At 40.6% G+C, this 23,941-nt stretch carries 23 protein-coding genes, 1 other RNA gene and 1 other annotated feature; of the genes, 5 read left to right on the top strand and 19 right to left on the bottom strand.

The window, feature by feature from the left end; all coding sequences use genetic code 11:
- The coding region (locus tag DDE80_RS10460; protein ID WP_153060878.1) for a helix-turn-helix domain-containing protein at positions 1–114 on the bottom strand (114 nt) is incomplete at its 3' end.
- An 88-nt stretch (positions 115–202) separates the two neighbouring features.
- On the opposite strand from DDE80_RS10460, the gene DDE80_RS10455 reads away from it, so the two are divergent.
- Positions 203–343, top strand: coding sequence for a ribbon-helix-helix domain-containing protein (locus DDE80_RS10455; protein ID WP_108306967.1), 141 nt, complete (start codon positions 203–205; stop codon positions 341–343).
- 70 nt (positions 344–413) lie between these two features.
- On the opposite strand, the gene DDE80_RS10450 is transcribed toward DDE80_RS10455, so the two are convergent.
- Positions 414–749 (bottom strand): MnmM family RNA methyltransferase, encoded by a 336-nt coding sequence (locus DDE80_RS10450; protein WP_108307584.1) that lies wholly within the window; start codon positions 747–749, stop codon positions 414–416.
- Positions 750–1,068: 319 nt separating this feature from the next.
- Here DDE80_RS10450 and DDE80_RS10445 point away from each other — a divergent pair, with 319 nt between their 5' ends.
- Positions 1,069–1,251, top strand: a complete 183-nt coding sequence (locus DDE80_RS10445; RefSeq protein WP_108307583.1) for a hypothetical protein — start codon at positions 1,069–1,071, stop codon at positions 1,249–1,251.
- Positions 1,252–1,301: 50 nt separating this feature from the next.
- Here the strand turns inward: DDE80_RS10445 and DDE80_RS10440 are convergent, their stop codons facing one another.
- Positions 1,302–2,963, bottom strand: coding sequence for a polysaccharide deacetylase family protein (locus DDE80_RS10440; protein WP_108307582.1), 1,662 nt, complete (start codon positions 2,961–2,963; stop codon positions 1,302–1,304).
- Between the two features lie 15 nt (positions 2,964–2,978).
- A complete protein-coding gene (gene recD2 / locus DDE80_RS10435) occupies positions 2,979–5,330 on the bottom strand; it encodes an SF1B family DNA helicase RecD2 (protein WP_235612317.1) in 2,352 nt (783 codons plus the stop codon).
- 147 nt (positions 5,331–5,477) lie between these two features.
- On the opposite strand from recD2, the gene DDE80_RS10430 reads away from it, so the two are divergent.
- Positions 5,478–5,765, top strand: coding sequence for a hypothetical protein (locus DDE80_RS10430; RefSeq protein ID WP_108307580.1), 288 nt, complete (start codon positions 5,478–5,480; stop codon positions 5,763–5,765).
- Between the two features lie 47 nt (positions 5,766–5,812).
- Here DDE80_RS10430 and DDE80_RS10425 read toward each other — a convergent pair whose 3' ends face one another.
- From DDE80_RS10425 to cymR, 4 genes are read right to left on the bottom strand one after another with little or no spacing between them, the layout of a single operon-like run.
- The gene (locus DDE80_RS10425) at positions 5,813–6,478 is read right to left on the bottom strand and encodes a tetratricopeptide repeat protein (RefSeq protein WP_108307579.1); all 666 of its coding nucleotides are present in this window, start codon (positions 6,476–6,478) and stop codon (positions 5,813–5,815) included.
- Between the two features lie 10 nt (positions 6,479–6,488).
- Positions 6,489–7,607 carry a tRNA 2-thiouridine(34) synthase MnmA gene (gene mnmA / locus DDE80_RS10420; RefSeq protein ID WP_108307578.1) on the bottom strand — a complete coding sequence of 373 codons (1,119 nt, stop codon included), beginning with the start codon at positions 7,605–7,607 and terminating at the stop codon, positions 6,489–6,491.
- Between the two features lie 15 nt (positions 7,608–7,622).
- The gene (locus DDE80_RS10415; protein WP_108307577.1) at positions 7,623–8,738 is read right to left on the bottom strand and encodes a cysteine desulfurase family protein; all 1,116 of its coding nucleotides are present in this window, start codon (positions 8,736–8,738) and stop codon (positions 7,623–7,625) included.
- Between the two features lie 12 nt (positions 8,739–8,750).
- On the bottom strand, positions 8,751–9,167 hold the full coding sequence (gene cymR, locus DDE80_RS10410) for a cysteine metabolism transcriptional regulator CymR (protein ID WP_108307576.1): 417 nt from the start codon (positions 9,165–9,167) through the stop codon (positions 8,751–8,753).
- 114 nt (positions 9,168–9,281) lie between these two features.
- Here cymR and DDE80_RS10405 point away from each other — a divergent pair, with 114 nt between their 5' ends.
- Positions 9,282–10,568: a replication-associated recombination protein A gene (locus DDE80_RS10405; protein ID WP_108307575.1), complete on the top strand. Its 1,287-nt coding sequence runs from the start codon at positions 9,282–9,284 to the stop codon at positions 10,566–10,568.
- Positions 10,569–10,617: 49 nt separating this feature from the next.
- Here the strand turns inward: DDE80_RS10405 and DDE80_RS10400 are convergent, their stop codons facing one another.
- From DDE80_RS10400 to hisS, 6 genes are all read right to left on the bottom strand, one after another.
- The gene (locus tag DDE80_RS10400) at positions 10,618–11,286 is read right to left on the bottom strand and encodes a hypothetical protein (RefSeq protein WP_108307574.1); all 669 of its coding nucleotides are present in this window, start codon (positions 11,284–11,286) and stop codon (positions 10,618–10,620) included.
- A gap of 34 nt (positions 11,287–11,320) precedes the next feature.
- Entirely contained in the window at positions 11,321–11,839 is a 519-nt protein-coding gene (locus DDE80_RS10395; protein WP_108307573.1) for a hypothetical protein, read from the bottom strand.
- Positions 11,840–11,989: 150 nt separating this feature from the next.
- Positions 11,990–12,757: a tRNA threonylcarbamoyladenosine dehydratase gene (locus tag DDE80_RS10390; protein WP_108307572.1), complete on the bottom strand. Its 768-nt coding sequence runs from the start codon at positions 12,755–12,757 to the stop codon at positions 11,990–11,992.
- Between the two features lie 83 nt (positions 12,758–12,840).
- A non-coding RNA gene (gene ssrS / locus DDE80_RS10385) (6S RNA) lies at positions 12,841–13,023 on the bottom strand.
- A gap of 94 nt (positions 13,024–13,117) precedes the next feature.
- Entirely contained in the window at positions 13,118–14,878 is a 1,761-nt protein-coding gene (aspS, locus tag DDE80_RS10380) for an aspartate--tRNA ligase (protein WP_108307571.1), read from the bottom strand.
- The gene (gene hisS, locus DDE80_RS10375; RefSeq protein ID WP_108307570.1) at positions 14,878–16,158 is read right to left on the bottom strand and encodes a histidine--tRNA ligase; all 1,281 of its coding nucleotides are present in this window, start codon (positions 16,156–16,158) and stop codon (positions 14,878–14,880) included. Before hisS ends, aspS begins: the two co-directional genes overlap by 1 nt.
- Before the next feature lie 47 nt (positions 16,159–16,205).
- Positions 16,206–16,427, bottom strand: a binding site (T-box leader).
- 137 nt (positions 16,428–16,564) lie between these two features.
- On the opposite strand from hisS, the gene DDE80_RS10370 reads away from it, so the two are divergent.
- Positions 16,565–18,055 carry an N-acetylmuramoyl-L-alanine amidase family protein gene (locus tag DDE80_RS10370; RefSeq protein WP_108307569.1) on the top strand — a complete coding sequence of 497 codons (1,491 nt, stop codon included), beginning with the start codon at positions 16,565–16,567 and terminating at the stop codon, positions 18,053–18,055.
- A gap of 110 nt (positions 18,056–18,165) precedes the next feature.
- On the opposite strand, the gene dtd is transcribed toward DDE80_RS10370, so the two are convergent.
- The 5 genes from dtd to DDE80_RS10345 all read right to left on the bottom strand — a co-directional run.
- Complete coding sequence (dtd, locus tag DDE80_RS10365) at positions 18,166–18,612, bottom strand: D-aminoacyl-tRNA deacylase (RefSeq protein ID WP_108307568.1); 447 nt, start codon at positions 18,610–18,612, stop codon at positions 18,166–18,168.
- Between the two features lie 13 nt (positions 18,613–18,625).
- Positions 18,626–20,818, bottom strand: a complete 2,193-nt coding sequence (locus DDE80_RS10360; protein WP_108307585.1) for a RelA/SpoT family protein — start codon at positions 20,816–20,818, stop codon at positions 18,626–18,628.
- Between the two features lie 131 nt (positions 20,819–20,949).
- Complete coding sequence (locus DDE80_RS10355; RefSeq protein ID WP_108307567.1) at positions 20,950–21,468, bottom strand: adenine phosphoribosyltransferase; 519 nt, start codon at positions 21,466–21,468, stop codon at positions 20,950–20,952.
- Positions 21,469–21,498: 30 nt separating this feature from the next.
- The gene (recJ, locus tag DDE80_RS10350) at positions 21,499–23,553 is read right to left on the bottom strand and encodes a single-stranded-DNA-specific exonuclease RecJ (RefSeq protein ID WP_235612316.1); all 2,055 of its coding nucleotides are present in this window, start codon (positions 23,551–23,553) and stop codon (positions 21,499–21,501) included.
- Positions 23,554–23,646: 93 nt separating this feature from the next.
- A partial coding sequence (locus DDE80_RS10345; RefSeq protein ID WP_153060893.1) for a transposase occupies positions 23,647–23,941 on the bottom strand: 295 nt, incomplete at its 5' end.

The raw sequence follows: 23,941 nt of genomic DNA, 5'->3' as shown, positions 1-23,941 counted from the left end.
CGCAAGCATCTTATTGTAGACAAGACGAACACAACCAAATGTTTTGGCTAATAATACTGCCTGTTCTCTGTTTGGTAGTAAACGGAATTTGAAAGCTTTGTTTTGTTTAGTCATATCAATTCACCTCGCTTTGTACGGAATAATATCGTATATATTGATTGTATCGTAGAAATACCGTACAATCAAGTGAGAGGTGATAATTTTGAAAGATAATAAAGAACGTGTAGAAATTCGTATGCCTAAATCAATTATCGAGAAATTAGATAAATACCAAGAAGAAAACGGACTGTCTACAAGAACAGCAACTATTCTCGAATTATTGCGAAAAGGCTTAGAAAAATAACGTTGGCTAAAGCCAACCGAAATTCATCTCCCACCTACTCATTGGTGCTATTCTGGTGCTATTCGCACCTTCACATTCCTTGAGGATGGGAGACTTCTTTCGGAAAGCCGTTAAACGTTGCAGCCGCTACAACTTCTTGCACATATTGATGGACATTTTGATGGCCATCATGAATGAGCGCTACTTGTATTTGGCGCGCACCTAATTTTTGCGCTGTCGCAGTTAGTGCTTGTTGCTGAATATCAAAGGCATAAACTTTACCTTGCTCACCTACAAGACCTGCTAAGTAATACGTTTCATTGCCATTGCCCGCTGTAGCATCAATTACAACATCCCCCGGCGCTACAACTTTCGCTAAAAATCGCTTTGCCATCGGTAAAATACGATGGACATTAATTTCCGCCATAAAATTATTTCACTCTTTCAAATTTTTTATCGACTTGTGACTATAATAGCATACTGTATTACTGTTTAGCGAATAAAAATTGTAACGCAAATGACACATTTCATCATTACAGCATTTATGTGATTTCAACAATTATTCAGTCAATTTCTAAGAAAACGTTCTCAAACACAACATTCTGACGTTGTTCATTTCTATGTCACAATCATGTGAACGAACTGTCACAGTGGTACAGTATCATTCGTTTTTTCTCATAGTTTGCGTTATCATGTTATTTAGATATAACAGATTGATAAAACATTCACATAAGGAGTTTTTATAAATGAACGCACAAATCAAAAACTATGTTGCTCAAATGGAAGCACAATTAATGGCTGATATGACAGAAGCTAAAGAAGCAAACTTATACGAAATCGCATCATTAATGATTGCCGATGAAGATATGACGCAATTCGCTAATGTATGCCAAGCTTACGAAGTAGTTAAACATCATTTAGTAGGATAAGAAAAAGCTACCGCCTGTAGATGACGGTAGCTTTTTTTATTTCAATATAATTAATATGGTCGCACCATACGCTTATACTGTTCTAATGTAACACTTTGATTAGATGATACACGTTTAATGTAATAAGGATTTTCATAAGGAGAGTTATAACCTTCTCGTGTAGTAAATGCTAAATCAAAGCCTGCATTTTTTACGAGTTGTACGGTCGTAGCATTAAACTGCCCGAATGGATAGGCAAATGCGCGTGGTCCCTTAGGTAAACGTGTAATATTATTTTGTAAGTCGGTAGCGAGCTGGTTGTTGGACACCATAAGTACTTGGCTCGTTGATCCGATAATATTGTGTAAATTATGCGTGTGACCTTCAAAAGAAAAGACATCACCCATACGATTTACATCTTGCCACGATAATGTTTGTAATACGGTAGGACTAAACACTTGTGCAGGGTTAGCACTATCATTACGTGCAGTAATTAAAAATTGCGCTGCTTTGAAATTATATTTTTTCAGTACAGGATACGCATATTCACGGGTCGAGAGTAGGCCATCATCAAATGTAAGCACTAATGCGTTCGCTGGCAATGTAATTTCTCGCTTTAAGTATCGACGAAAATCTGTAAGCGTCACTGTCTCATAATTTTGTGATTTTAAGTAAGCCATTTCAGCAGCAAATTGATCGCTCGTCACAGTTGTGCTTTTATGTTTAAAGAAACCTAAGTCACGTTCTGGCAAAACATGATGGTACATTAATACAGGTACCCCGCGATCGAGTGCTGCATGACTTTCATGAATATAACCTTCTCGTCCTGCAATTACCGTAACATACCACTTACCTTCTGTACGAATAAGCGGGAAACGTTGATTCGTATTCAAGTGTGCGTAAGCGACTAGCTTACCACTTTCATTTGTATAGATGTGATTACGCTGAGAATTATAAGGTATAATAAATTTACCGTTTGGCGAGCGTGTTGTAAAACGTGTTGGCGCCACATTTTGTTCTTTAATGGCTTTACGTGACACATAAACAAAAGCATCACCCCACTTTACTTTTACATGTGTGTTAAAGTGAGCATCCCCTGGATCATCTACATATTGTATTGGTGTATTAGCATATAAATACATGACACTTGCAGGTTTGTCACGTCTAAAATCTACGACTTCCGTATAAGCTGTTGTATAGCCTGTTTTATTTGTAGGTTTTGCTATGGGTGGCTTTGCCGGTGTTGTAACTTCTACATTGGAAGCATGAATAAAACCTAAGCGACCATTCATTTCAACTCCGTACCAGTTACCCATCTTACGCATACTTGCATATTTTTGTCCTTGCTTTATGATAGCGAAAGGACGCAACACCCCAGGCTCTGTTTGATTATCCATTACTTTGCTATCTTGCAAGGCGGTGAGTTGCTGTTGTACAGGTGCTCGTTTTGTAGCGTTACGATAAGTTACTCCATTCACTACAGCTGTACGATTTTTTGCCACAAAACCATAATAATCATCCCAGCGAATTTTCCACCAGTTTTTTCCGTAATCTTCCACTATCGTAAACGTCTCACCTTTTACTAAATATCCTACTTCGACTAGTTGACCTGTACGATTGTCATAGACAGGCACATCATCCGTAATTTCGATTATCGGCTTTGCTGCTTCTGCCGATAAAGCTGTTAACGTAACAAGTGTAAGTAGTAGTAAAGCTGTTAACCATCGTTGCATATCTTTTCCTCTCCTTTACTCATTATCCATATAATCATAAGGTGTAATGCCTTCCATACCTATCATCGGCGAAATATGTTGATAATTGACCGCTTGTAAGCTCGTTTCTTCAGACGTTTCAACTACTTGTGCAGTCGCTTCGTCAATAATAGCTAAGCGAGCTGTTAAACTCGTGCGACGAGCAAGTGTATCAGCACGACGTAACCCTCGGTCAAAAGCACTCGGATCGCCGCATAAAATTAAATATCGCTGTGCACGTGTAATGCCCGTATATAAAATATTGCGATTGAGCATGCGATAATAATCATTAACGACTGGCATGATAACCGTCGCAAACTCTGAACCTTGGGCTTTATGCACCGAACAACAATAGGCGAGCGTTAACTGGTTTAAATCAGCGCGTTCATACGTTACTTCTATTCCGCTAAACGAGACAATCATTTGCTCTTTTTTATCCGCGCTCTCTTTCGCTAAAATAATATGTGTCACCCGTCCCATATCTCCGTTAAACACATTGCTTTCTGGCTGATTTACAAGCTGGAGCACCTTATCCCCTATACGATATGTCGTATCACCGTAAACCACTTCTTTTGGCTTTTGGGTCGTACGAGGATTTACGACCGCTTGTATTTCTTTGTTTAAGTGATCAATACCTGCTAATCCTCGGTAAATAGGCGCTAGCACTTGGATATCTTCAATCGATTGTCCTGTCGCTATCGCTCTTTTAATAATGCGGGTCACACGATCAGCTACGTCTGGTGTAGCCGCTGGTATGAAGGAGCGATCAGCCGTTTTCTCCATAATATTTGTAGGTACCGCTCCTTGTTTAATTTCATGTGCCATACGAATGATGGAAGAATGGCTCGCTTGACGAAATACTTCTGTTAGCTCAATAACAGGTACTTGCTTGCTTTGTAGTAAATCGCGCAACACTTGACCGGGGCCGACGGAAGGGAGTTGGTCTTCATCGCCTACAAAAATAACTTGAATATCTTCTGGCAGCGCTTTTAATAACTGATAAGCTAACCACGTATCAACCATTGAAAACTCATCAATAATTAATAATTTGCCTGTAATTGCTCGCTCGCTTCCCTCCTCTTCTTCTTGCCCAGTAAAACCGAGTAAACGATGAATCGTCATCGCCGGTAAACCGGTAGATTCAGCTAAACGTTTCGCCGCACGACCTGTAGGAGCTGCAAGGACAATCGGAAAAGCCTCACTTTTTGCCGCATAGTGCGCAGGGTCTAACGATAAATCATGCATCGCCGCATACACTTCTACAATACCGCGCACTACCGTCGTTTTCCCTGTACCCGGGCCGCCTGTTAAAATCATTAAAGCTGAAGCCATAGCGGTAGCAATCGCTTCAGCTTGTGTAGTAGCATAAGCAACTTGTAGTTTCTCTTCCACTTCACCTATTGCAGCATACACATCACTTTTGACGAATGGGGGCGCCATTTCGTTGTCTATTAATAAAGAAATTATTTTATGAGCGATGCCTACTTCTGCATAGTATAAACCAGGTGGATATACGCGCGTCTCCTCTTGACATAATGCACCGTTATCGACGAGACGATGAAGCGCATCACTAAACGCGGAGTGATCTTGTACTTTCGCAAGTTGTTGTGCACGCTCTACGATTTCGGAAGCCTCGGCGTAAATATGCTCAGTATTTGTCGCTTCAAGCAGTCCCGCCATAATTGCCGCTTCAATACGACGCTCATCTTCATGTTCAAATCCCAATGCTTTTCCCATTTTATCTGCTTTGTCAAAACCAATCCCTTTGACGTCATAAATCATTTGGTAAGGATTTGCTTCAACTGTTGCTAACGTATCTGCGCGGTACGTTTCATAAATTTTAATGCTATCTTTATTACCGATACCATACTCCTGAAGTTTCAATAAAATATGAGATACGCCGATATTTTCTTGGACATTAGCAATAATCATCTCTTTTTTTTCGTCCGTTAAACGCGGCACACGATCAAGCACCGTGCCATCTTGTAAAATACGCTGTAACGTATTATCTCCTACGTGATTAATAATACTTTCGGCAGTTTTAATGCCAATGCCAGGAAATAAATCACTCGATAAATAACGCACTAAACTTAAACGTGAAGTAGGCAGTAACTTTTCAAATGTGTCAGCTGCAAATTGATCACCATAACGTGGGTGCGTTTTGGCGTAACCTGTAAAACGATACATTTCTTCAGCTTCAATGGCTAAAAAGCTACCGACAACCGTTAAGTCTTGCTTACGTGAAATGGAAGGCACATCGGTATCCGTAACTCGAACACTTAATACCGTATATAAAGTTTCTTCATTATGAAAGACGACACGCTTCACTTCTCCTTCAATAAAATTCACTACGCATGACCTCCTACAATATTCTAACATGCACAAATTCTTTCTAGTATTTGCGCTTTTCATCCGCAAATCTGTCTGATTATTCTTTTTTCTTAAAACAATGCTATAATTATACTAGCATTAAAGAAAGCAAAGGTGGATATTTCAATGAATTTAGTTTACAAAGATTTAGTGTTCCCATTTAAAGAAACAAACCTTGAACGCATTATTGACGGTAAATACTTTAAAGTAAATACGTTTGATAATGCTAAAGAAATTCAAGTACAACTTGATAACGAGCAAATGTTACTCGAGTTTTCTAAGTCATTAAAAGCTACTTGTGGTTTATTACAAGCTTATGAAACTGAATCTTATATTTGCGTTACGATTGATTTAATCGAGTTTGTTAACGAATTTAATACACGCTATCAGCTTAACGCTATTATTACCGCATAAAAAGAAGGAGAAATCGCAGGCGATTTCTCCTTTTTCCTTGCTGCTTACTATTGTATACGTTGTTGTACTAAATCGTAAATAAATTGCGCTTGTTCAAATGCTGGCGCAATGTCTAATGCACATTGTAAATGATGCAATGCCGCTTCAGTATTTTGTGTGGATACAGCATATAACACACCTAAATTATAATGGGCATCTGCATTTTCTTTGTCCATAGCGGTTACAGCAAGTAGCTCCGGCTCTGCTTGCTCAAACATTTCTAATGTACAAAGTAAAATACCATAAGACAAGCGAATTTGACTGTCATGCGGTGCTAACTCAGCTGCACGTTGCATATATGGTAAGGCAAATTTATAATTTTCTTGATGCTCTAAGCATTTTGCCAACATATAAAAAGCATCAGCGCCTTCTAACTGATATTCAATCGCTTTTTGATATAAAGTTGCCGCTTCACTATAACGTTCGTTATTATAATATAAATTTGCTAAACCGTAATAAGCGGTTGCTGCTTGATCATCTAGTGTAATGGCCTTTTGAAAAAAGCGCTCCGCACGTTCCGTATCATTTAGGACAGCGAGTAAATTACCAAAATTAATATAGCCTACTGCTTCTTCTGGATTAGCCTCAATCGCATCGTTAAATGCTTGTGCAGCTTCCTCGTACTGTTTATTTTGAAAGGCTTCGATGCCAATTTCATTATAATTTACAATCATTGTTGTCACCTTACCCTACATATGTTAATTTTTCACCATTTTTAAACACTTCATCAATCGTGCCGCCACCTAAACATACTTCACCGTCATATAAAACGACTGCTTGCCCTGGTGTAATCGCACGTACAGGCGCCTCAAATGTAATCTCCGCACGATTGTTCTCAAGTAACTTTACCGTTACCGGTGAATCTTCTTGACGATAGCGGAATTTAGCCGTACATGCAAATTGCTGTGGTATTTGTTTTGGTGTTGTAAAGTTCATTTGTGTAGCAATGAGTGAAGTTGAGTACACAGCATCGTGGTGGAAGCCTTGTCCAACTAATAAAACATTGCGTTCAAGATCTTTGCCTAATACAAACCAAGGCTCACCATCGCCGCCAATACCTAGGCCGTGACGTTGACCTAATGTATAATACATTAAACCGTCATGTTGCCCTTTTATTTCGCCTTCCATCGTCTCCATATTGCCTGGTTGCGCTGGTAAATAATTGCTTAAAAATTCTTTGAAGTTACGCTCACCGATAAAACAAATACCGGTAGAGTCTTTTTTCTTCGCTGTCGCTAAACCTGCTGCTTCAGCAATTTTGCGCACTTCTTTTTTCTCCATTTCGCCAATAGGAAATAGCACATGTTCAAGTTGTGCTTGCGACAATTGGTTAAGGAAATATGTTTGATCTTTATTGTTATCTACACCGCGTAGCATCGTGCTACCCGTTTCGTCATGTCGCACGCGTGCATAATGCCCTGTTGCCACATAATCGGCACCTAAACTTTTAGCATGCGCTAAAAACGCTTTAAATTTAATTTCTTTATTGCACATTACATCAGGGTTTGGCGTGCGCCCTGCTTTATACTCTTCTAGGAAATACGTAAACACTTTATCCCAGTATTGCTTCTCAAAGTTAACCGCGTAATACGGAATACCGATTTGATTACATACTTTAATGACATCTTCATAGTCTTCAGTAGCCGTACACACGCCTGATTCATCTGTATCATCCCAGTTTTTCATAAAAATGCCGATAACTTCATACCCTTGTTGCTTTAATAAAAGCGCCGCTACAGACGAGTCTACACCGCCCGACATTCCGATAACGACACGTGTTTGCGACGGATCTTTCATTGCCATATCTTTCACCTTTTTCTATAAATTCACGAGACGCGATACAATTTGTGCTACCGTAGTAGCTGTTTGTTCGATCTCTTCTATTGTTGTTGCAAAACCAAAACTAAAACGGATGGCATTGCGCAGCTCTGGTGCACCTTCTCCGTACATTGCAACTAATACGTGTGAAGGGTCAATAGCTCCCGCTGTACAAGCCGACCCACTCGATACACAAATCCCTGCCATATCTAAATTAACGAGCATTGCTTCAACATCTGTGCCTACAAAACTTACATTAAAAATTTGTGGTAATGTTTGTACACCATTTACGCGGTACATAATGCCGTTATTTTGCCAAATTTCTTCCATACGCTTTTTAAATGTTTCGTACTGGACGGTTTTCTTTACAGTTACCGCAGTCGCAAACGCTATAATAGCCGGCACATTTTCTGTAGAGGCACGACGCATACGCTCTTGTTGACCACCATGTAATAACGGTTTAAAAGGCGCTTTGCTACGTTGATATAAAAAGCCAATGCCTTTAGGTCCGCCAATTTTATGTGCAGATACGCTTAAATAGTCCACGCCTAACGCTTCTACATCAATCGGTAGTACGCCGTAAGCTTGTACCGCATCCGTATGAAAAATGGCAGAATGTGTAGCGAGTAACTGACCAATTTCAGCGATAGGTTGAATTGTACCTACTTCGTTATTAGCTAACATAATCGTTACTAAAATGGTATCTTCACGCAAAGCTTTTTGCACGTCTGTTACACATACACGCCCTGTACTATCTACTGGTAAGTAGGTAATGTCAAAGCCTTCTTTTTCTAATTTTTCACACGCATGAAGTACAGCGTGGTGTTCAATTTGTGTCGTAATAATATGCTTGCCTTTATGTTGTTGTGCATACGCTACACCGAAAATAGCGGTGTTGTCTGCTTCCGTACCACCACTAGTAAATATAATTTCAGTATCTTTAGCACCAATCGACTTTGCGATACTTACGCGTGCTTCATCTACTGCTTTTCTCGCTTGTCTACCGATTTGGTGTACGCTCGACGGGTTACCGTAGATTGTCATGGCCTCTACCATTTGCGCAATTACTTCTGGGTGCATCGGAGAAGTTGCCGCATAATCTAAATAAATTGTCATTGTAATGCTCCTTTAAATATAAAACATATAGCCATCTTCTGTACGCTCTACATGATTAGCTAAGTCTTCAATCGTTGTTGTATCTAATACATTTTTTACTGCATCACGAATGCGCGACCACAATTCACGTTGAGGTGCTTCCTCATCTTCAATGCCTTCTACTGGCTGGATAGGCCCTTCTAATACACGAATAACGTCCGCTGCAGAAATTTCCGCAGGAGGATAAGCTAATAAATAGCCACCGTAAGCGCCTCGTACACTTTTTACTAAGCCTGCATTGCGCAGTGGCGAAATGAGTTGTTCTAAATAAGCTTCTGATAAATCTTTATCAGTCGCAATTTTTCGTAATGGGGTTGGACCGTCCCCGTAGTTTTTGGCTAACTCAATCATAATCGTTAAGCCGTAACGTCCTTTCGTCGAAATCTTCATGTTAACACCTCTTACTATTAGTTAAAAATATAGCCATAGTATAACATATCTGTGCGTTTACAAGTGTGAGATAAGCGCTTATGCTACAATAATTACAGATTGGAGGTTGTTAAAATGAGTGAACCACTTGCCTTTCGCATGCGACCTACCACGCTTGATGATATTGTCGGTCAAGATGCCATTATCGGGAAGTCTACCGCCCTTTATAAAATGATTCACAATGGGCATGTGCCTTCTATGCTATTGTTCGGCGAGCCAGGCACAGGGAAAACTTCGCTGGCTACTGCAATTGCTGGCACTGCTAAGTTACCTTTCTATCCATTAAATGCAACCACATCTACGAAAAAAGACGTGGCCCATGTCGTGAATGAAGCGGACTATTATGGTCAAGTTATTTTATTTTTAGATGAGATCCACCGCTTCACTAAACTACAACAGGATGCATTACTTCCCCACGTAGAAAACGGTAAAATTATTTTAATTGGGGCAACTACCGAAAACCCTTTTCATAGCGTCAACCCTGCCATTCGTTCGCGTTGCGGTGACATTGTAGAGCTTAGCCGCTTAACTACAGAAGATAGTAAACAATTACTAGAACGTGCACTGCACGATAAAAAGCGCGGCCTAGGTCAAGAAGCCTTTACTATTACGGAGGAACAGTGCGATAAACTTGCAGTAGCGGCTAATGGTGATGCAAGGCGCGCCTTAACATTGTTAGAGTCTGTTTTTTATGCTGGTGATGTCATAGACGGTGTCACAGTGGCGACAGATGAAGCGATTGAACATCTCAGTCAACGCATCGGTGTTTACGGTGATAATAAAGGCTCACACTTTTATAATTTGCTATCCGCCTTACAAAAATCTGTGCGAGGTAGCGATACAGATGCTGCACTTTATTACTTAGCTCACCTGTTAGAAATAGGCGATATCGTAGCGGTTAACCGTCGCTTGGTCGTTATGGCGTATGAAGATATCGGCTTAGCCAATTTAGCGATTGGCCCGCAAGTTATCGCATGTGTGCAAGCCGCTGAACGACTCGGCATGCCAGAAGCGCGCATCCCACTAGCGAATGCTGTAATCGCCATGTGTTTATCAAGCAAATCAAACTCCGCCTATAAAGCGATTGATAAAGCAACACACGCTATTCATAGTGGGCATGTAGGCGATATTCCTAAACACTTGCGCGATAGCCACTACGAAGGTGCTGCAAAGCTAGGGCATGTCGATTACCTTTACCCGCATAACACCCCACTTGGCACATTTGGCGGCTGGGTAGCGCAACAATATTTGCCTGAAGCGATTGAAAACTTACATTTTTACGAGCCTGTCATCGCAGGTGAAGAACAGCGTTTCGCAAAAATTTATCAAGGATTACAACAAAAATCACAGCCTAAATCTTAACAAAATCAAAAAGCGCCATGACAATTTTTTGTCATAGCGCTTTTTCTGCTTATTTAGTGTGTACTAAAGATGCCGTCATTGCTACAGTAGCACCGACAGGCACGCTTGCACAATGCGTAGCAACATCTTTCATGACACTTGAAAACAACTTTTCTTCTTGTGCTAGCGACTGATGAATCGCTTTTACAACATTTGCTTGCGCTACTACCCAGTGTCTCGGTAATGGCGTAATAGCGCTAGCTAATTCTTCGTATACTTCATGATACTTCTGCATTTTAATCGATTGTACCAACTGATAGTCTTCATCAAGGTGATCGACTTGCAATACATACGCCTTCAGCCAATGCATTAAATGATGGACAGTAATTGCCGCGTAAATAAACGCTCGATCCGCTTCATTTTTGCACGCCTTCTCTAAATTTTCAATGGCGCTGTCAGACGTAATGGCCTGTAGTAATGCATAACGAACAGAGTGAATCATCGTATTTTTTTGATTTACAATTACTTGATCTCTGCCGTAGTAATAAATTAGCCAAATATCACGCATAATAATAGCTACATACGGCGAACAAAAAGGCGAGGCTAATTGCTCATCCGTGGTAAAGGCTGGTAAAAATCGTTGTGCGAACGCTTCGTTATCTTGCTCATTAGACACGATAACGCCGTAATCGCCTTGTGAAATCTCAGCAATTACAGTATGTGCTAACGTTGTTGCCATCTCTTTACCCTCCTTTTGCAGTTTTACACTGTTATTATATAACAGTATGCTGTGCCATGTAATCTGCTAAAAGTCGCATACTCGTGCCTACATCATTACGTTCATTAGTTAGTGCCCCTACTAACTGTTCCTTTTTATCTTTATCTTCAATTAACACAGTAAACTGTTGTTTCATTTCTTCAACCATTAACTCATCGTCTTCTGTTTTTAAATGTGGTAATATTTGCACGGCTAACGTCGCATACTCAAGGGCTAGTGCAGTGTCTTGTGGTTGCTTCGCCGTCGTTAACGTTGTAATCGCTAAAAAATAGCTTAATTGCGATGCACAGCTGACAAACATATGCCAATAGGTAGAAGCAGCAGGTAGCACACCATCATTTTTAGCCAAGTAGTCTGTAAAGTACGTACGCACTTCTGTAAATAACTTCATTAATTGCTCGTGTGCAATTTCATGTCGTACAGATGTATCGAAATAATCAAACACTACTTGGTCAATTTGCTCTTGCAACGACATCACATCTAATAAATCACCTTTAGTTTTTTTAATCGCCATATCTAACACTCCCTTTTATTTATTCCCTACCTTTGTTCAACCTTTTGCGGTTACGCAAAGTATAACAATAATAGTAATAAAATTTAGGGTTTGTGTATAAAGGAACGTAATTTTAGTCATTTGTAGCAATTTTGTGACAGATTACAAAAGCTATTTCGCATCATTTACACGATGTACTTCGATATCTTTAATAATTTGGTTGATCACCCAGCTTGCTGCAATAAGTCCCGCAACTGACGGTACAAAAGCATTCGATGATGGAGGCAATTGGGCTTTACGAACTGTCGATTGCTCATTGCCTACTTCAGCTACTACATCCTCTCGCACTACAATTGGACTCTCATCCGAAAATACTACTGTGACACCTTTCGTAATACCTTCTTTGCGTAACTTTGTACGTATTACTTTTGCTAAAGGATCCGTATGAGTTTTTGAAATATCGGCAATTTGAAAACGTGTAGGATCGAGTTTATTCGCTGCTCCCATGCTCGAAATAATTGGGATATTACGACGTAAACATTCTTTCATAACATGAATTTTATACATTACGGTATCCGACGCATCAATTACATAGTCAATGTTTTGAGCAAAAAATTGCTCGTATGTTTCATCCGTATAAAACATATGCATATCGATTACTTCACAAGCAGGATTAATGTCCGCAATGCGTTCTTTCATTACCGCAGATTTTGATTTGCCTACTGTAGATAAGTAGGCAACGAGCTGTCGATTGACATTCGTAATGTCCACATTATCTTTATCTACTAAAATAATTTTACCTACGCCTGAACGAGCACAAGCTTCTGCCGCAAAAGAACCGACACCGCCAATACCTAAAATGGCTACTGTCGTTTGTTGCAACGTGCGAATACCTTCTTTACCAATGGCTAACTCATTTCTTGAAAATTGGTGTAACATTTGTAACGCCTCACTTTTTTATTGTATGAGCGCATTATACACAACAAAAAACCGAGTATCAAGCTATGTATTAAAAGTAAATAAAAAATCCCAGAGCTACCGTCGCTTAAAGTTGATTGAACCCTTCTATGTGAAGGTGGATACTCGCATCAATTACGCAAATGTCCTTCCGTTTAAAAGGCTTATTTTTGTAATTGCCATTAAAGTTTCCTAGTTATTAGTGTCGGTCAATCAAAAATAAATCATAACGTATAGCCCAGGATTTAATTACTTACAATACTATCATAAAAATTACATAAGTCAATTAATTGTACTTTAAACAAAAAAAGCGCTCGCAAAAGTGCGAACGCTGTTAACTGTTTAACGTAAACGAATGTGAAGGTCTGCAAGTTGTGCTGGTGCAACTTCACTTGGTGCATCCGTTAATAGGCAGCTTGCTGAAGCTGTTTTAGGGAATGCAATTGTGTCACGTAAGTTTGTGCGACCTGCTAATAACATAATTAAACGGTCTAAGCCAAGCGCTAAACCAGCGTGTGGTGGTACACCGTATTCAAAAGCATCTAATAAGAAACCAAATTGTTCTTTTGCTTCTTCTTCTGTAAAGCCAAGTAGTTTAAACATTTTTTGTTGTAGCTCTTTTTCGTAAATACGCAGTGAACCGCCGCCAAGCTCATAACCATTTAACACAATATCGTAAGCTTGGGCGCGCACGCTAGCAGGGTCTGTATCCATTAACGCTACGTCTTCTTCAAATGGACGTGTGAATGGGTGATGCGCTGCTGTATAGCGACGAGCTTCCGCATCATACTCAAGCAATGGCCAGTCTACTACCCATAAGAAGGCAAATTGTGACTCATCAATTAACTCAAGTTCTTTACCTAATTTTAAGCGTAGTGCGCCAAGTGCATCGGCTACTACATTCTTTTTATCTGCTACGAATAACAATAAGTCACCCGCTTCACCGTCAAGTGCTTCGATTAATGCTGTTGCTGCTTCGCCCTCAAAGAATTTTGCGATTGGACCATTTAAGCCTTCTTCTGTAACTTTTAACCAAGCTAAACCTTTAGCACCGTAAACGCCTGCAAACTCACCTAATGCATCAATGTCTTTACGCGAATAGTTAGCTGCCGCACCCTTAACATTAATACCTTTTACTTCGCCGCCGTTTTCTACTGCTGAAGCAAATACTTTAAAGCTAGAGTCTTTCACGACTTCTGATAGTTGTACGAGCTCTAAACCAAAGCGCACGTCTGGTTTATCAGAACCAAAACGAGCCATCGCCTCTTGGTATGGCATACGTGGGAATGGCACAGTTATATCAATACCTTTTACTTCTTTCATTACCGCTTGCATCATACGTTCGTTTGTTTCGATAACTTCATCCATTGACATGAAGCTTGTTTCGATATCGACTTGTGTAAACTCTGGCTGACGGTCAGCACGTAAGTCTTCATCACGGAAACAACGCGCAATTTGGAAGTATTTTTCGAAGCCTGACACCATTAATAATTGTTTAAATAATTGTGGTGATTGTGGTAAGGCATAAAATTCACCCTCATGCACACGTGATGGCACTAAGTAATCACGCGCGCCTTCTGGTGTAGATTTTGTTAAAATTGGCGTCTCTACTTCTAAGAAGCCTTCTGTTTGTAAGAAGTTACGAATCGTACGTGTAACGTCTGAACGCATTTTTAACGTTTCGTACATCGCAGGGCGACGCAAGTCTAGGTAACGGTATTTTAAGCGTAATTCTTCTGAAACATCCGTGCGGTCTTCAATCGCGAATGGTGGTGTTTTTGCTGTGTTAATAATAACTAACTCCGAAGCGATTACTTCAATTTTACCAGTTGCTACATTGTTGTTTACTTGTGAGGCATCACGTAATACAACTTCACCTGTCACTTCTACTACATACTCACTACGCACCGTTTCAGCAATTGCTAAAGCTTCAGGCGCTGTTTCTGGGTTAACAACGATTTGTACGATACCTTCGCGGTCACGTAAATCAATAAAGATTAAACCACCTAAGTCACGGCGACGTTGCACCCATCCTTTTAATACTACCTTTTCACCCGTTTGCGCTTCTGATAATAAACCACATGTATGTGTACGTTTTGCCATTATGCTTGTCCTCCTAATTTATCTTGTAAATACGTTACAAGGTCACTAAATGCAACAGCTTGTTGCTCGCCTGTTGCCATTTCTTTTACCGCCGCTACTTGCTGTTGTAATTCTGTTTCACCTAAAATAAGAACAAATTTAGCTTGTAGACGGTCTGCCGCTTTCATTTGTGCTTTCATTTTACGCTGTGCATAATCAATTTCTGCTGCAATGCCCTTCGTACGGAAAGTGCTCGCTAACTCCACGGCTTTAACTTTAGCCGCTTCGTCCATTGCTACGATGTATACATCAAGCGCATTGTGTAAATCGAGTGACTTACCTTCTGCTTCAAGCGCTAATAATAAACGCTCAATGCTCATCGCAAAACCAATGCCTGCTGCATCTGGTCCACCAATTTCTTTCGTTAAGCCATTATAACGACCACCGCCACAAAGCGTTGTAATAGCGCCAAAGCCACTTGCTGTTGACATAATTTCGAATGCTGTGTGGTTATAGTAATCTAGGCCACGCACAAGGTTTGGATCTACTTCATACGCAATACCTAATGTATCTAAATACATTTTGACATCTGCGAAGTAAGCTGCTGCACTTTCTGTTAAATAATCTGTTAACTTTGGTGCTGTAGCCATTAGAGGATGCGCGTGATCCTTTTTACAATCTAAAATACGTAATGGATTTTTTGCTAAACGTGACTGACAGTCGCTACAAAACTCACCAATCGCTGGCTCAAAATGTGCCACTAAGGCTGCGCGGTGATTGTCGCGAGTTTCCTTGTCACCTAGTGAATTAATGACAAGCTTAATATCCGTAAGACCTGCTTGCTCATAAACATCCATAGCTAATGAAATAACTTCTGCATCAATTGCTGGATCATCACTACCAATTGCTTCTACACCAAATTGTACAAATTGACGATAGCGACCTGCCTGTTGGCGCTCATAGCGGAACATTGGTCCAACATAAGATAATTTTACAGGCTGATCAGGTGAGCCAAACATTTTGTGCTCTACATATGAACGAACAACGGCTGCTGTGCCTTCTGGACGTAAGGTTAACGATCTGCCACCGCGGTCTTCAAACGTATACATTTCCTTTTGGACAACATCTGTTGTCTCACCCACTGAACGTGTAAATAGCTCTGTGCTTTCAAACATTGGTGTACGAATTTCATCGTAGCGATAAACACGACATAAATCGCGAATGATTTCTTCTACGCGTTGCCACTTTGCTGACTCGCCAGGTAAAATATCTTGCGTGCCTCTTGGTACTTTAAAACTCATCTCCATGACCTCCTTAAAATAAAAAAAGCCCTCGCCACTTGCATTACGCAAGGGACGAGAGCTAATAGCTTCCGCGGTTCCACCCTAGTTGGCAAAAAGTTTGCCCACCTCAAACGACTAACGGCTCGTAACCGTCTTTAACTACTACATTTCATTAAAGAACTTCAAGAGTGTTTTTCATGATACATTTTTGTGAAAAAGATTGCAGCCCATGTCTTTTTCTCTCTAGCCAATAGTGGTATCACTACTCGTTCTATCATTAGTTTTAACTATTCAATATAGTTCATGTTAATCACAAAACAGCAGCTTGTCAACTGTTTGTCTGAGCATTTTGAATAAGTTATCGCTTCAGTCGATGACAACACTTTGTTTATGGTACTATAATAACGATATAAGGAGGGAAGACATGGCAAAGAACTATCAAAAAATCTTTTTTATTTTATTACTTCTCTTTACCAGCATCCCACCCGTTCAAGCAGCTAACCACGATTTGCAAGTAGGGAGCGCTGATGTTAACTTGCGTGAAGGACCTGGTCTATCCTATCCGGTATTGACTACGCTAAAAAGTGGCACAGCACTTACTACAGTTGAACATAGCGGTGATTGGATTAAAGTAAAAACAAAGAGCTATGAGGGTTGGCTTGCGAATTGGCTAGTTGCCACACCGAAAAATGCTACACCAAAAGCTCAAACTGTCGTTTCACAAGCAGATAAACTAAATGTACGGATGGAGCCTAATTTTTCAGCGCCTATTTTAGCACAGCTTTACACAGGCGACCAAGTGCCGCTCCTCCAAGAGCAAGATGACTGGGTACAAATCCAGTGGCAAAATCAAAAAGGTTGGGTAGCTAAAGAATACGTCGCGATTAAAGCAGGCGATGCCACTGTCGACACAGCGCCAAATAACGCTACTTTTACTGTAACAGTTGATGCACTCCGCATGCGTAATGCGCCAAATCTCGACGCTACTGAAATAGGTGTTGCGCGCTACGGTGAACAGTTTACTGTACTTAATCAACAAGATAATTGGGTTGAAATTTCATTAGACGGTAAAAATACCGCCTGGTTGTATAGTTTCTACGGTTCATTTAGTCAAGCTGCAACCCAGCAAGCGAGCGAGCAAAACTACACCACTGTCATTTACAATGAAACGAATGTACGTGCAACAGCTGATACAAACGGTGACGTTATTGCACGTATCCACGCAGGCGAAAAGTACCCAATCATCGGGGTAGCAGGCGATTGGTATGAAATTCAGCTGCAAGATATGACAGGCTTTGTTGCGAATTGGGTCGTATCAACAGACGGTCAAACGCAACAGGAAAATATTAATGTGCATAGTTCTGGTCAACAAGGTGTGCTGAGTGGTAAAACCATTGTCATTGACCCTGGTCATGGCGGGCAAGATAGAGGCACGACAGGTTACCGCGGCACTGATGAAAAAGACGTAACACTTAAAACTGCAGCTTTACTATCGGCTAAACTACAAGCTGCTGGTGCTACTATTGTCTTAACACGAGAAGCCGACGAATATGTCACGCTACGCAAGCGCGTTAGCCTTGGTCATCAAATTAATGCCGATGCCTTTATTAGCTTGCACTATGATGCCAATGAAAATAGTGCTGTGACAGGTTCTACCACTTACTATTTCCATGAAAATCAAGTGAACTTAGCAATGGCCATCCACGAAAATTTAATGCAAAAAATTAGTTTAAATGACCGAGGTGTACAACCAGGTAACTACTATGTGATACGCGAAAATCGTCAAGAAGCTGTGCTCATTGAACTCGGTTTCCTAACAAACCCTAGTGAGGAACAACTCATTACCTCCGCTCAGTTTAGAGAGCAGGCAACACTCGGAATTTATAATGGTATTTTGCAGTATTTCGGCCATTAATATGATACAAAAAACGAACGGTATTTCGAAACTTCATGTGAAGCTTCCATACCGTTCGTTTTTTATTATTCTCTATTAATAGTGAATGATAGAACGTCATTTCGACTGAATTACTTATCTTTTGTATCTAAAATAATAGTTACAGGGCCATCATTAATAAGTTTGACATCCATCATGGCACCAAAGCTCCCTGTTTCAACAGTTAAGCCCTCAGCACGAAGCGCATCGTTTAGCGCTTGCCATAGCGGCTCAGCTAGCTCTGGGCGTGCCGCACCTGTAAAGCTTGGGCGGTTACCTTTTTTTGTACTCGCATACAAGGTAAACTGCGAAATAGATAAAATCGCACCCCCGTACGTACGAATATCTTCATTCATCTTACCTTCTGCATCTTCAAAAATGCGCATAGCCGCAATTTTACGAGCGGCATAGGCTACGTCCTCTGCTGTATCCTCATGGGTAATGCCTACGAGTAACACTAACCCTTTTTCAATCTCGCCAATTACCGCTTTGTCTACTGTGACAGAAGCGGCTTTACTACGCTGAATTACTATCTTCATACAACAACCTCACTTAATTAATAACACGTTGAACAGTGTAAATATCAGGAATTTGTTTAATTTTTTCTACGATGCGTTGTAAATGTATTAAGTCAGAAATCGAAATTTTTAAGTGAATGGTCGCGACCTTATCACGATCTGCCTTACCACTAACCGCTAAAATATTCGTTTTCGCTTCACTCACCGTATGCATAACTTCATTTAAAATACCCGGACGGTCATACGCTGAAATCTCAATATCTACCGGATATTCTTTACGCGTAGGTGTTAACGCATCTTCCCAAGCGACATCAATTAAACGTTCAGTCTCTTCATGCGTAACATTTGGGCAGTCTGCACGGTGTACAGATACACCGCGTCCTTTCGTAATAAACCCTACAATTTCGTCGCCTGGTACTGGTGTACAACAGCGTGATAAGCGAATTAACATATTGTCAATGCCTTTCACGATAACCCCTGACTCTGTTGTTTTTTGTGGCGTTGGGTTTTTCATTTTCTTTTCGATTTTTTCTAGCGCTTCTTCTTGCTCGCGCTCTTTACGAATACGATCAGCTAAACGATTTACGACTTGCAGCGCGGTAATACCATTAACCCCGACCGCTGCAAATAAATCTTCTGCATTCGTATAATTTAATTTATCACACACACGCTTTAAGTTTTCAGTAGCCATAATTTCTTTTGCATCAAAGCCTTGTGCTTTAATTTCTTTCTCAATCATGTCTTTACCTTTAACGATACTTTCCTCACGCACATGCTTTTTAAAATATTGTTTAATTTTATTTTTTGCTTGTGAAGACTGCGCAAGTTTTAACCAGTCACGGCTTGGACCAAACGATTGCTTAGACGTTAATATTTCAATAATATCACCCGTTTTTAGCGGTGTGTCTAACGGTACCATTTTACCGTTCACTTTCGCACCAATCGTACGGTTACCTACTTCTGAGTGTACGCGATAAGCAAAGTCAATTGGCACAGAGCCTGCAGGTAACTCAATAACATCACCATTTGGCGTAAAGACGTATACCATATCTGAAAATAAATCGAACTTTAAGGATTCCATAAATTCTTCTGCGTTAGAAGACTCATTTTGGAACTCTAAAATTTCGCGGAACCATGTGAGCTTTTGGTCAACATTTTGATGTTCAGTATCTACCGTCTTGCCTTCTTTGTATGCCCAGTGTGCCGCAATACCGTACTCTGCAATTTTATGCATTTCTTTCGTACGAATTTGCACTTCTAACGGATCACCGTACGGGCCAATTACTGTAGTGTGTAGCGATTGATAAAGATTTTGCTTAGGCATCGCAATATAATCTTTAAAGCGACCTGGCATCGGCTTCCATAACGTATGGACAATTCCTAATACGGCATAGCAATCTTTAATGCTATCCACTAAAATACGCACTGCTAATAAATCATAAATTTCATTAAATTGTTTATCTTGCAATACCATTTTGCGATAAATGCTATAAATATGTTTTGGGCGACCGTAAATATCTGCATCAATATCTACTTCTGTTAATTGTGATTTAATTTCTTCTACAATATTATCTAAATACGCCTCGCGCTCTGTACGCTTTTTCTTCATTAGGCTAACAATACGGTAATACTGCTGTGGGTTAAGGTAACGTAACGCGGTATCCTCTAACTCCCATTTAACTGTAGAAATCCCTAAACGGTGGGCAAGCGGCGCAAAGATTTCTAGCGTTTCTTTAGAAATACGGCGCTGCTTTTCTGCTGGTAAATGTTTCAATGTCCGCATATTGTGCAAACGGTCAGCGAGCTTAATTAAAATAACGCGAATGTCTTGAGCCATCGCAATAAACATTTTACGATGGTTCTCTGCTTGTTGCTCCTCTTTAGACAAATATTTAATTTTACCAAGCTTCGTTACGCCATCTACGAGTAGCGCAACTTCTTCGCTAAAAATGTTGACAAGATCATCTCTCGTTACTTCAGTATCTTCTACAACATCGTGTAAAAAACCCGCGGCTACAGTAGCTGGATCCATTTGTAAATCAGCTAAAATACCCGCCACTTGCACAGGGTGAATAATATACGGTTCACCAGAGCTACGGAATTGTTCTTTATGGGCATCTCTTGCCACTTCATATGCTTTTTTCACGAATGCCACGTTTTCTTCATTCATATACGACTGGACTTTACTAAAGACATCTTCGGGTGTCATTATTTGCTCTTTTGCCATATTCATTCACCTTGTTCTCTTCTGTATTTTCAGACTTTATCGTTACCCTCCATTGTATAGAACTTACAGGGTAATTGTAAAGCCCATGCCCGCATAAAAAACAAGGCTATGCCTAAGCACAGCCTTGTCGATTAGCAATCGTATTGAATTAACGTTTTAATATCATAACCCGCAATTTTTTCGCGACCTTTTAAATCTTCTAACTCAATTAAAAATGCACAGCCAACTACAATGCCGCCTTGTGCCTCAATTAAGCGCACAGTAGCTTCTACTGTACCGCCAGTCGCTAGTAAATCATCGACGATTAATACTTTTTGTCCTGGTGACACTGCGTCTTTATGCATTGTTAACACGTCTGTGCCGTACTCTAAGCCGTACTCTGCACGGATGACCTCACGCGGTAATTTACCTTCCTTACGCACTGGTGCAAAGCCCACTTCAAGCGCATACGCTACAGGGCAACCCATAATAAAACCACGTGCTTCAGGACCGACGATTAACTCTGCGCCTTTTTCGCGGGCATAGTCAACAATTTGGTCAGTTGCGTATTTATATACTTTACCATTATCCATAACAGTCGTAATATCCTTGAAGCTAATGCCTTCTTTCGGCCAGCCATCTACTACTGTTACATAGTCTTTCAAATTCATCTCGCTGTTTCCTCCTCAGCAGTCAATCACTTATAATCGTTCGTCAAACCATTGCTTTAATTGCGCATAAGGCGCATATACAAATTGCTTTGCAAGCATAAGCTCTGCCGAACGTTGTTGATAGGATGGTGCACTTTCTAATGGCGCTTTTGGCGCATCGAGTACGACCGTAATCCGTTCATTGTCTATTTTAACAAAACCTAGTTCAAAAAACACCCTCGTCATAAATTTAATCGTCGTTACGGCCCATCCTTTATGTGCAGCTAATTGTTCGATATGTTGTTGAAGAGCAAAAGCCGGGCGTTTGGCTAAAAATTTATAATACCACCCAAAATCTTCTCGGGTAGGTAAACGTGAAAAGCCGTTAGCTTCCGTATGGAAATGAGCATAAATACGTTGCGGCTTATGACTGCTCACAAGCTCACTTAAGACGTTAGCATCCGTCGGTACATCTAACAATACCATATCTATAGCTGGCGCCTGCACCTCATCTATTAAATAAATCGGTTTGTTAATAAACGTAGAAAAATACTGACGGGTCACTTCTGTAAACGCAATGTATGCCGCTCCTGCTGGTATACTCGACAACCATCTACCTACTTGACGAATACCACGCACATCAAATAGCTGCCATGTATTTACTTGCATATCACGCAGTAAAAACTGTGGCTTCTTCTTACCTTGCCATTCATTAATTTGCAAGTCTCCCGCAAAGGAAATCGGCGTACCATACGTAATAGCATCATACATGTCTGCCTCATTAAAACCAATGGCATCTAATACGCCACCCTCACTCGCTAATGTTAATTTTAAGTGTTGTTGATTGGCACCAATTTTACGCATCTCTTTTACTTCTACACCTTCTAGTGCATAAAGCGGTTTAGGAAAATCCGTACCAAATGGACCGAGTTTTGCCACTTCTTCTATGGCCTCTACTGATATTTCATCTAACGTAAGCGCCACATCAATCGCTACAGTCGGTGTCAATTGCTCTACAGTAAGCGTAGTTGCTTGCTCGTTTAAAGCTTGGCGCAATGCATCGACATTTTCAATAGGCAGTGTCATACCTGCTGCCATGGGATGCCCCCCAAAGTGCGGTACAATCGCTTTATTTTTAGCCAGCTCATTATATAAATGAAAGCCTTCTATACTACGTGCAGAACCCTTGGCGATGCCTTTATCTTTATCAATACCAAGCACAATAGTTGGGCGGTAAAAACGTTCGACAATACGTGAGGCAACAATACCTACAACGCCTGCATTCCAGCCCTCGCCTGCCACTACGATAACACGATCAGTAGCAGCAACCTGCGCTATTGCCTGCTCAGTAATCGTATCTACGATTTTTTTACGTTCTTTATTACATGTCTCTAATAATGTCGCGCCATGCGTTGCCTGCTCCATCGTTTCGCTTAATAAAAAATCAACACCTGGTGCAGCATCCTGTAAGCGTCCTACCGCATTTAAACGGGGCGCAAAATAAAAGGCAAGTTTTTCTTCATTTATCGTTGACTGGGCTGTTGCAGTTACCTCACATAGCGCCTTTATCCAATAACTTGAGCTATGTTGTAACTGCTTAATCCCTTGTTGTACGAGCCAGCGGTTTTCGTCTACTAATGGTACTAAATCTGCTACTGTGCCAAGTGCTACTAAGCCAACTAAATGCGCGGGAAACTCCTCATATAATGCATAAGCTAACTTAAATGCTACACCTACGCCTGCTAACTCACCAAATGGGTAATGCCCTAGAGGAATACGAGGGTGTACAATCACATCAGCATCAGGTAGTATATCGCCTGGCTCATGGTGATCTGTAATAATAACGGCTAAACCAAGCTCACGCGCTACTTTTACTTGCTCCACACCTGATATGCCATTATCTACTGTAATAAGTAAATCTACACCATCCTCATGCGCTTGACGGAATAACTCTGCATTTGGCCCATAACCATGTGTGAAGCGATTAGGAATTACGTAATCTACATTTGCCCCTAAATCTAGTAATGCTGTCATTAATACCGTAGTGCTTGTAATACCGTATAGTGATAGGTAAGCCTTTGAAGTTATCTCTAGCTTTTCCCCCACTTCACACCGTGCATGAGACTTTCACCTCACACGGCGTTCCATCGAAAACATTCAAAACTTTTGTAATCTACCACACGTGTTGATTAACCAAAATCATCCAATATCTATTTGATAAAGTTCGCGGTGGAATTCGACTATTTCTTTGAGTCCAATCCGCCATTCAATCGGCAAGGTATCACAAATAAACTGGCGTTTAAAACCAGCGAAAGATAAGCGTTTACAGTGCTTTTTCTTGTGTCCTTCCGTTTGTAAAAACTTGAGTAATACGTAGGCAATTAAAGCCGCGAACAATTGGTTAAACACGGCGTTTTCAGTTGTGCCAAATAAAACAGGCACATTTAAGTTCTGCTTGATCCAACGAAAAAAGGATTCAATTGCCCAGCGTTCT

It is taken from the genome of Metalysinibacillus jejuensis, from assembly GCF_003057615.1.
Classification (GTDB): domain Bacteria; phylum Bacillota; class Bacilli; order Bacillales_A; family Planococcaceae; genus Metalysinibacillus; species Metalysinibacillus jejuensis.
This window is presented reverse-complemented; position numbering and strand designations above follow the sequence as displayed.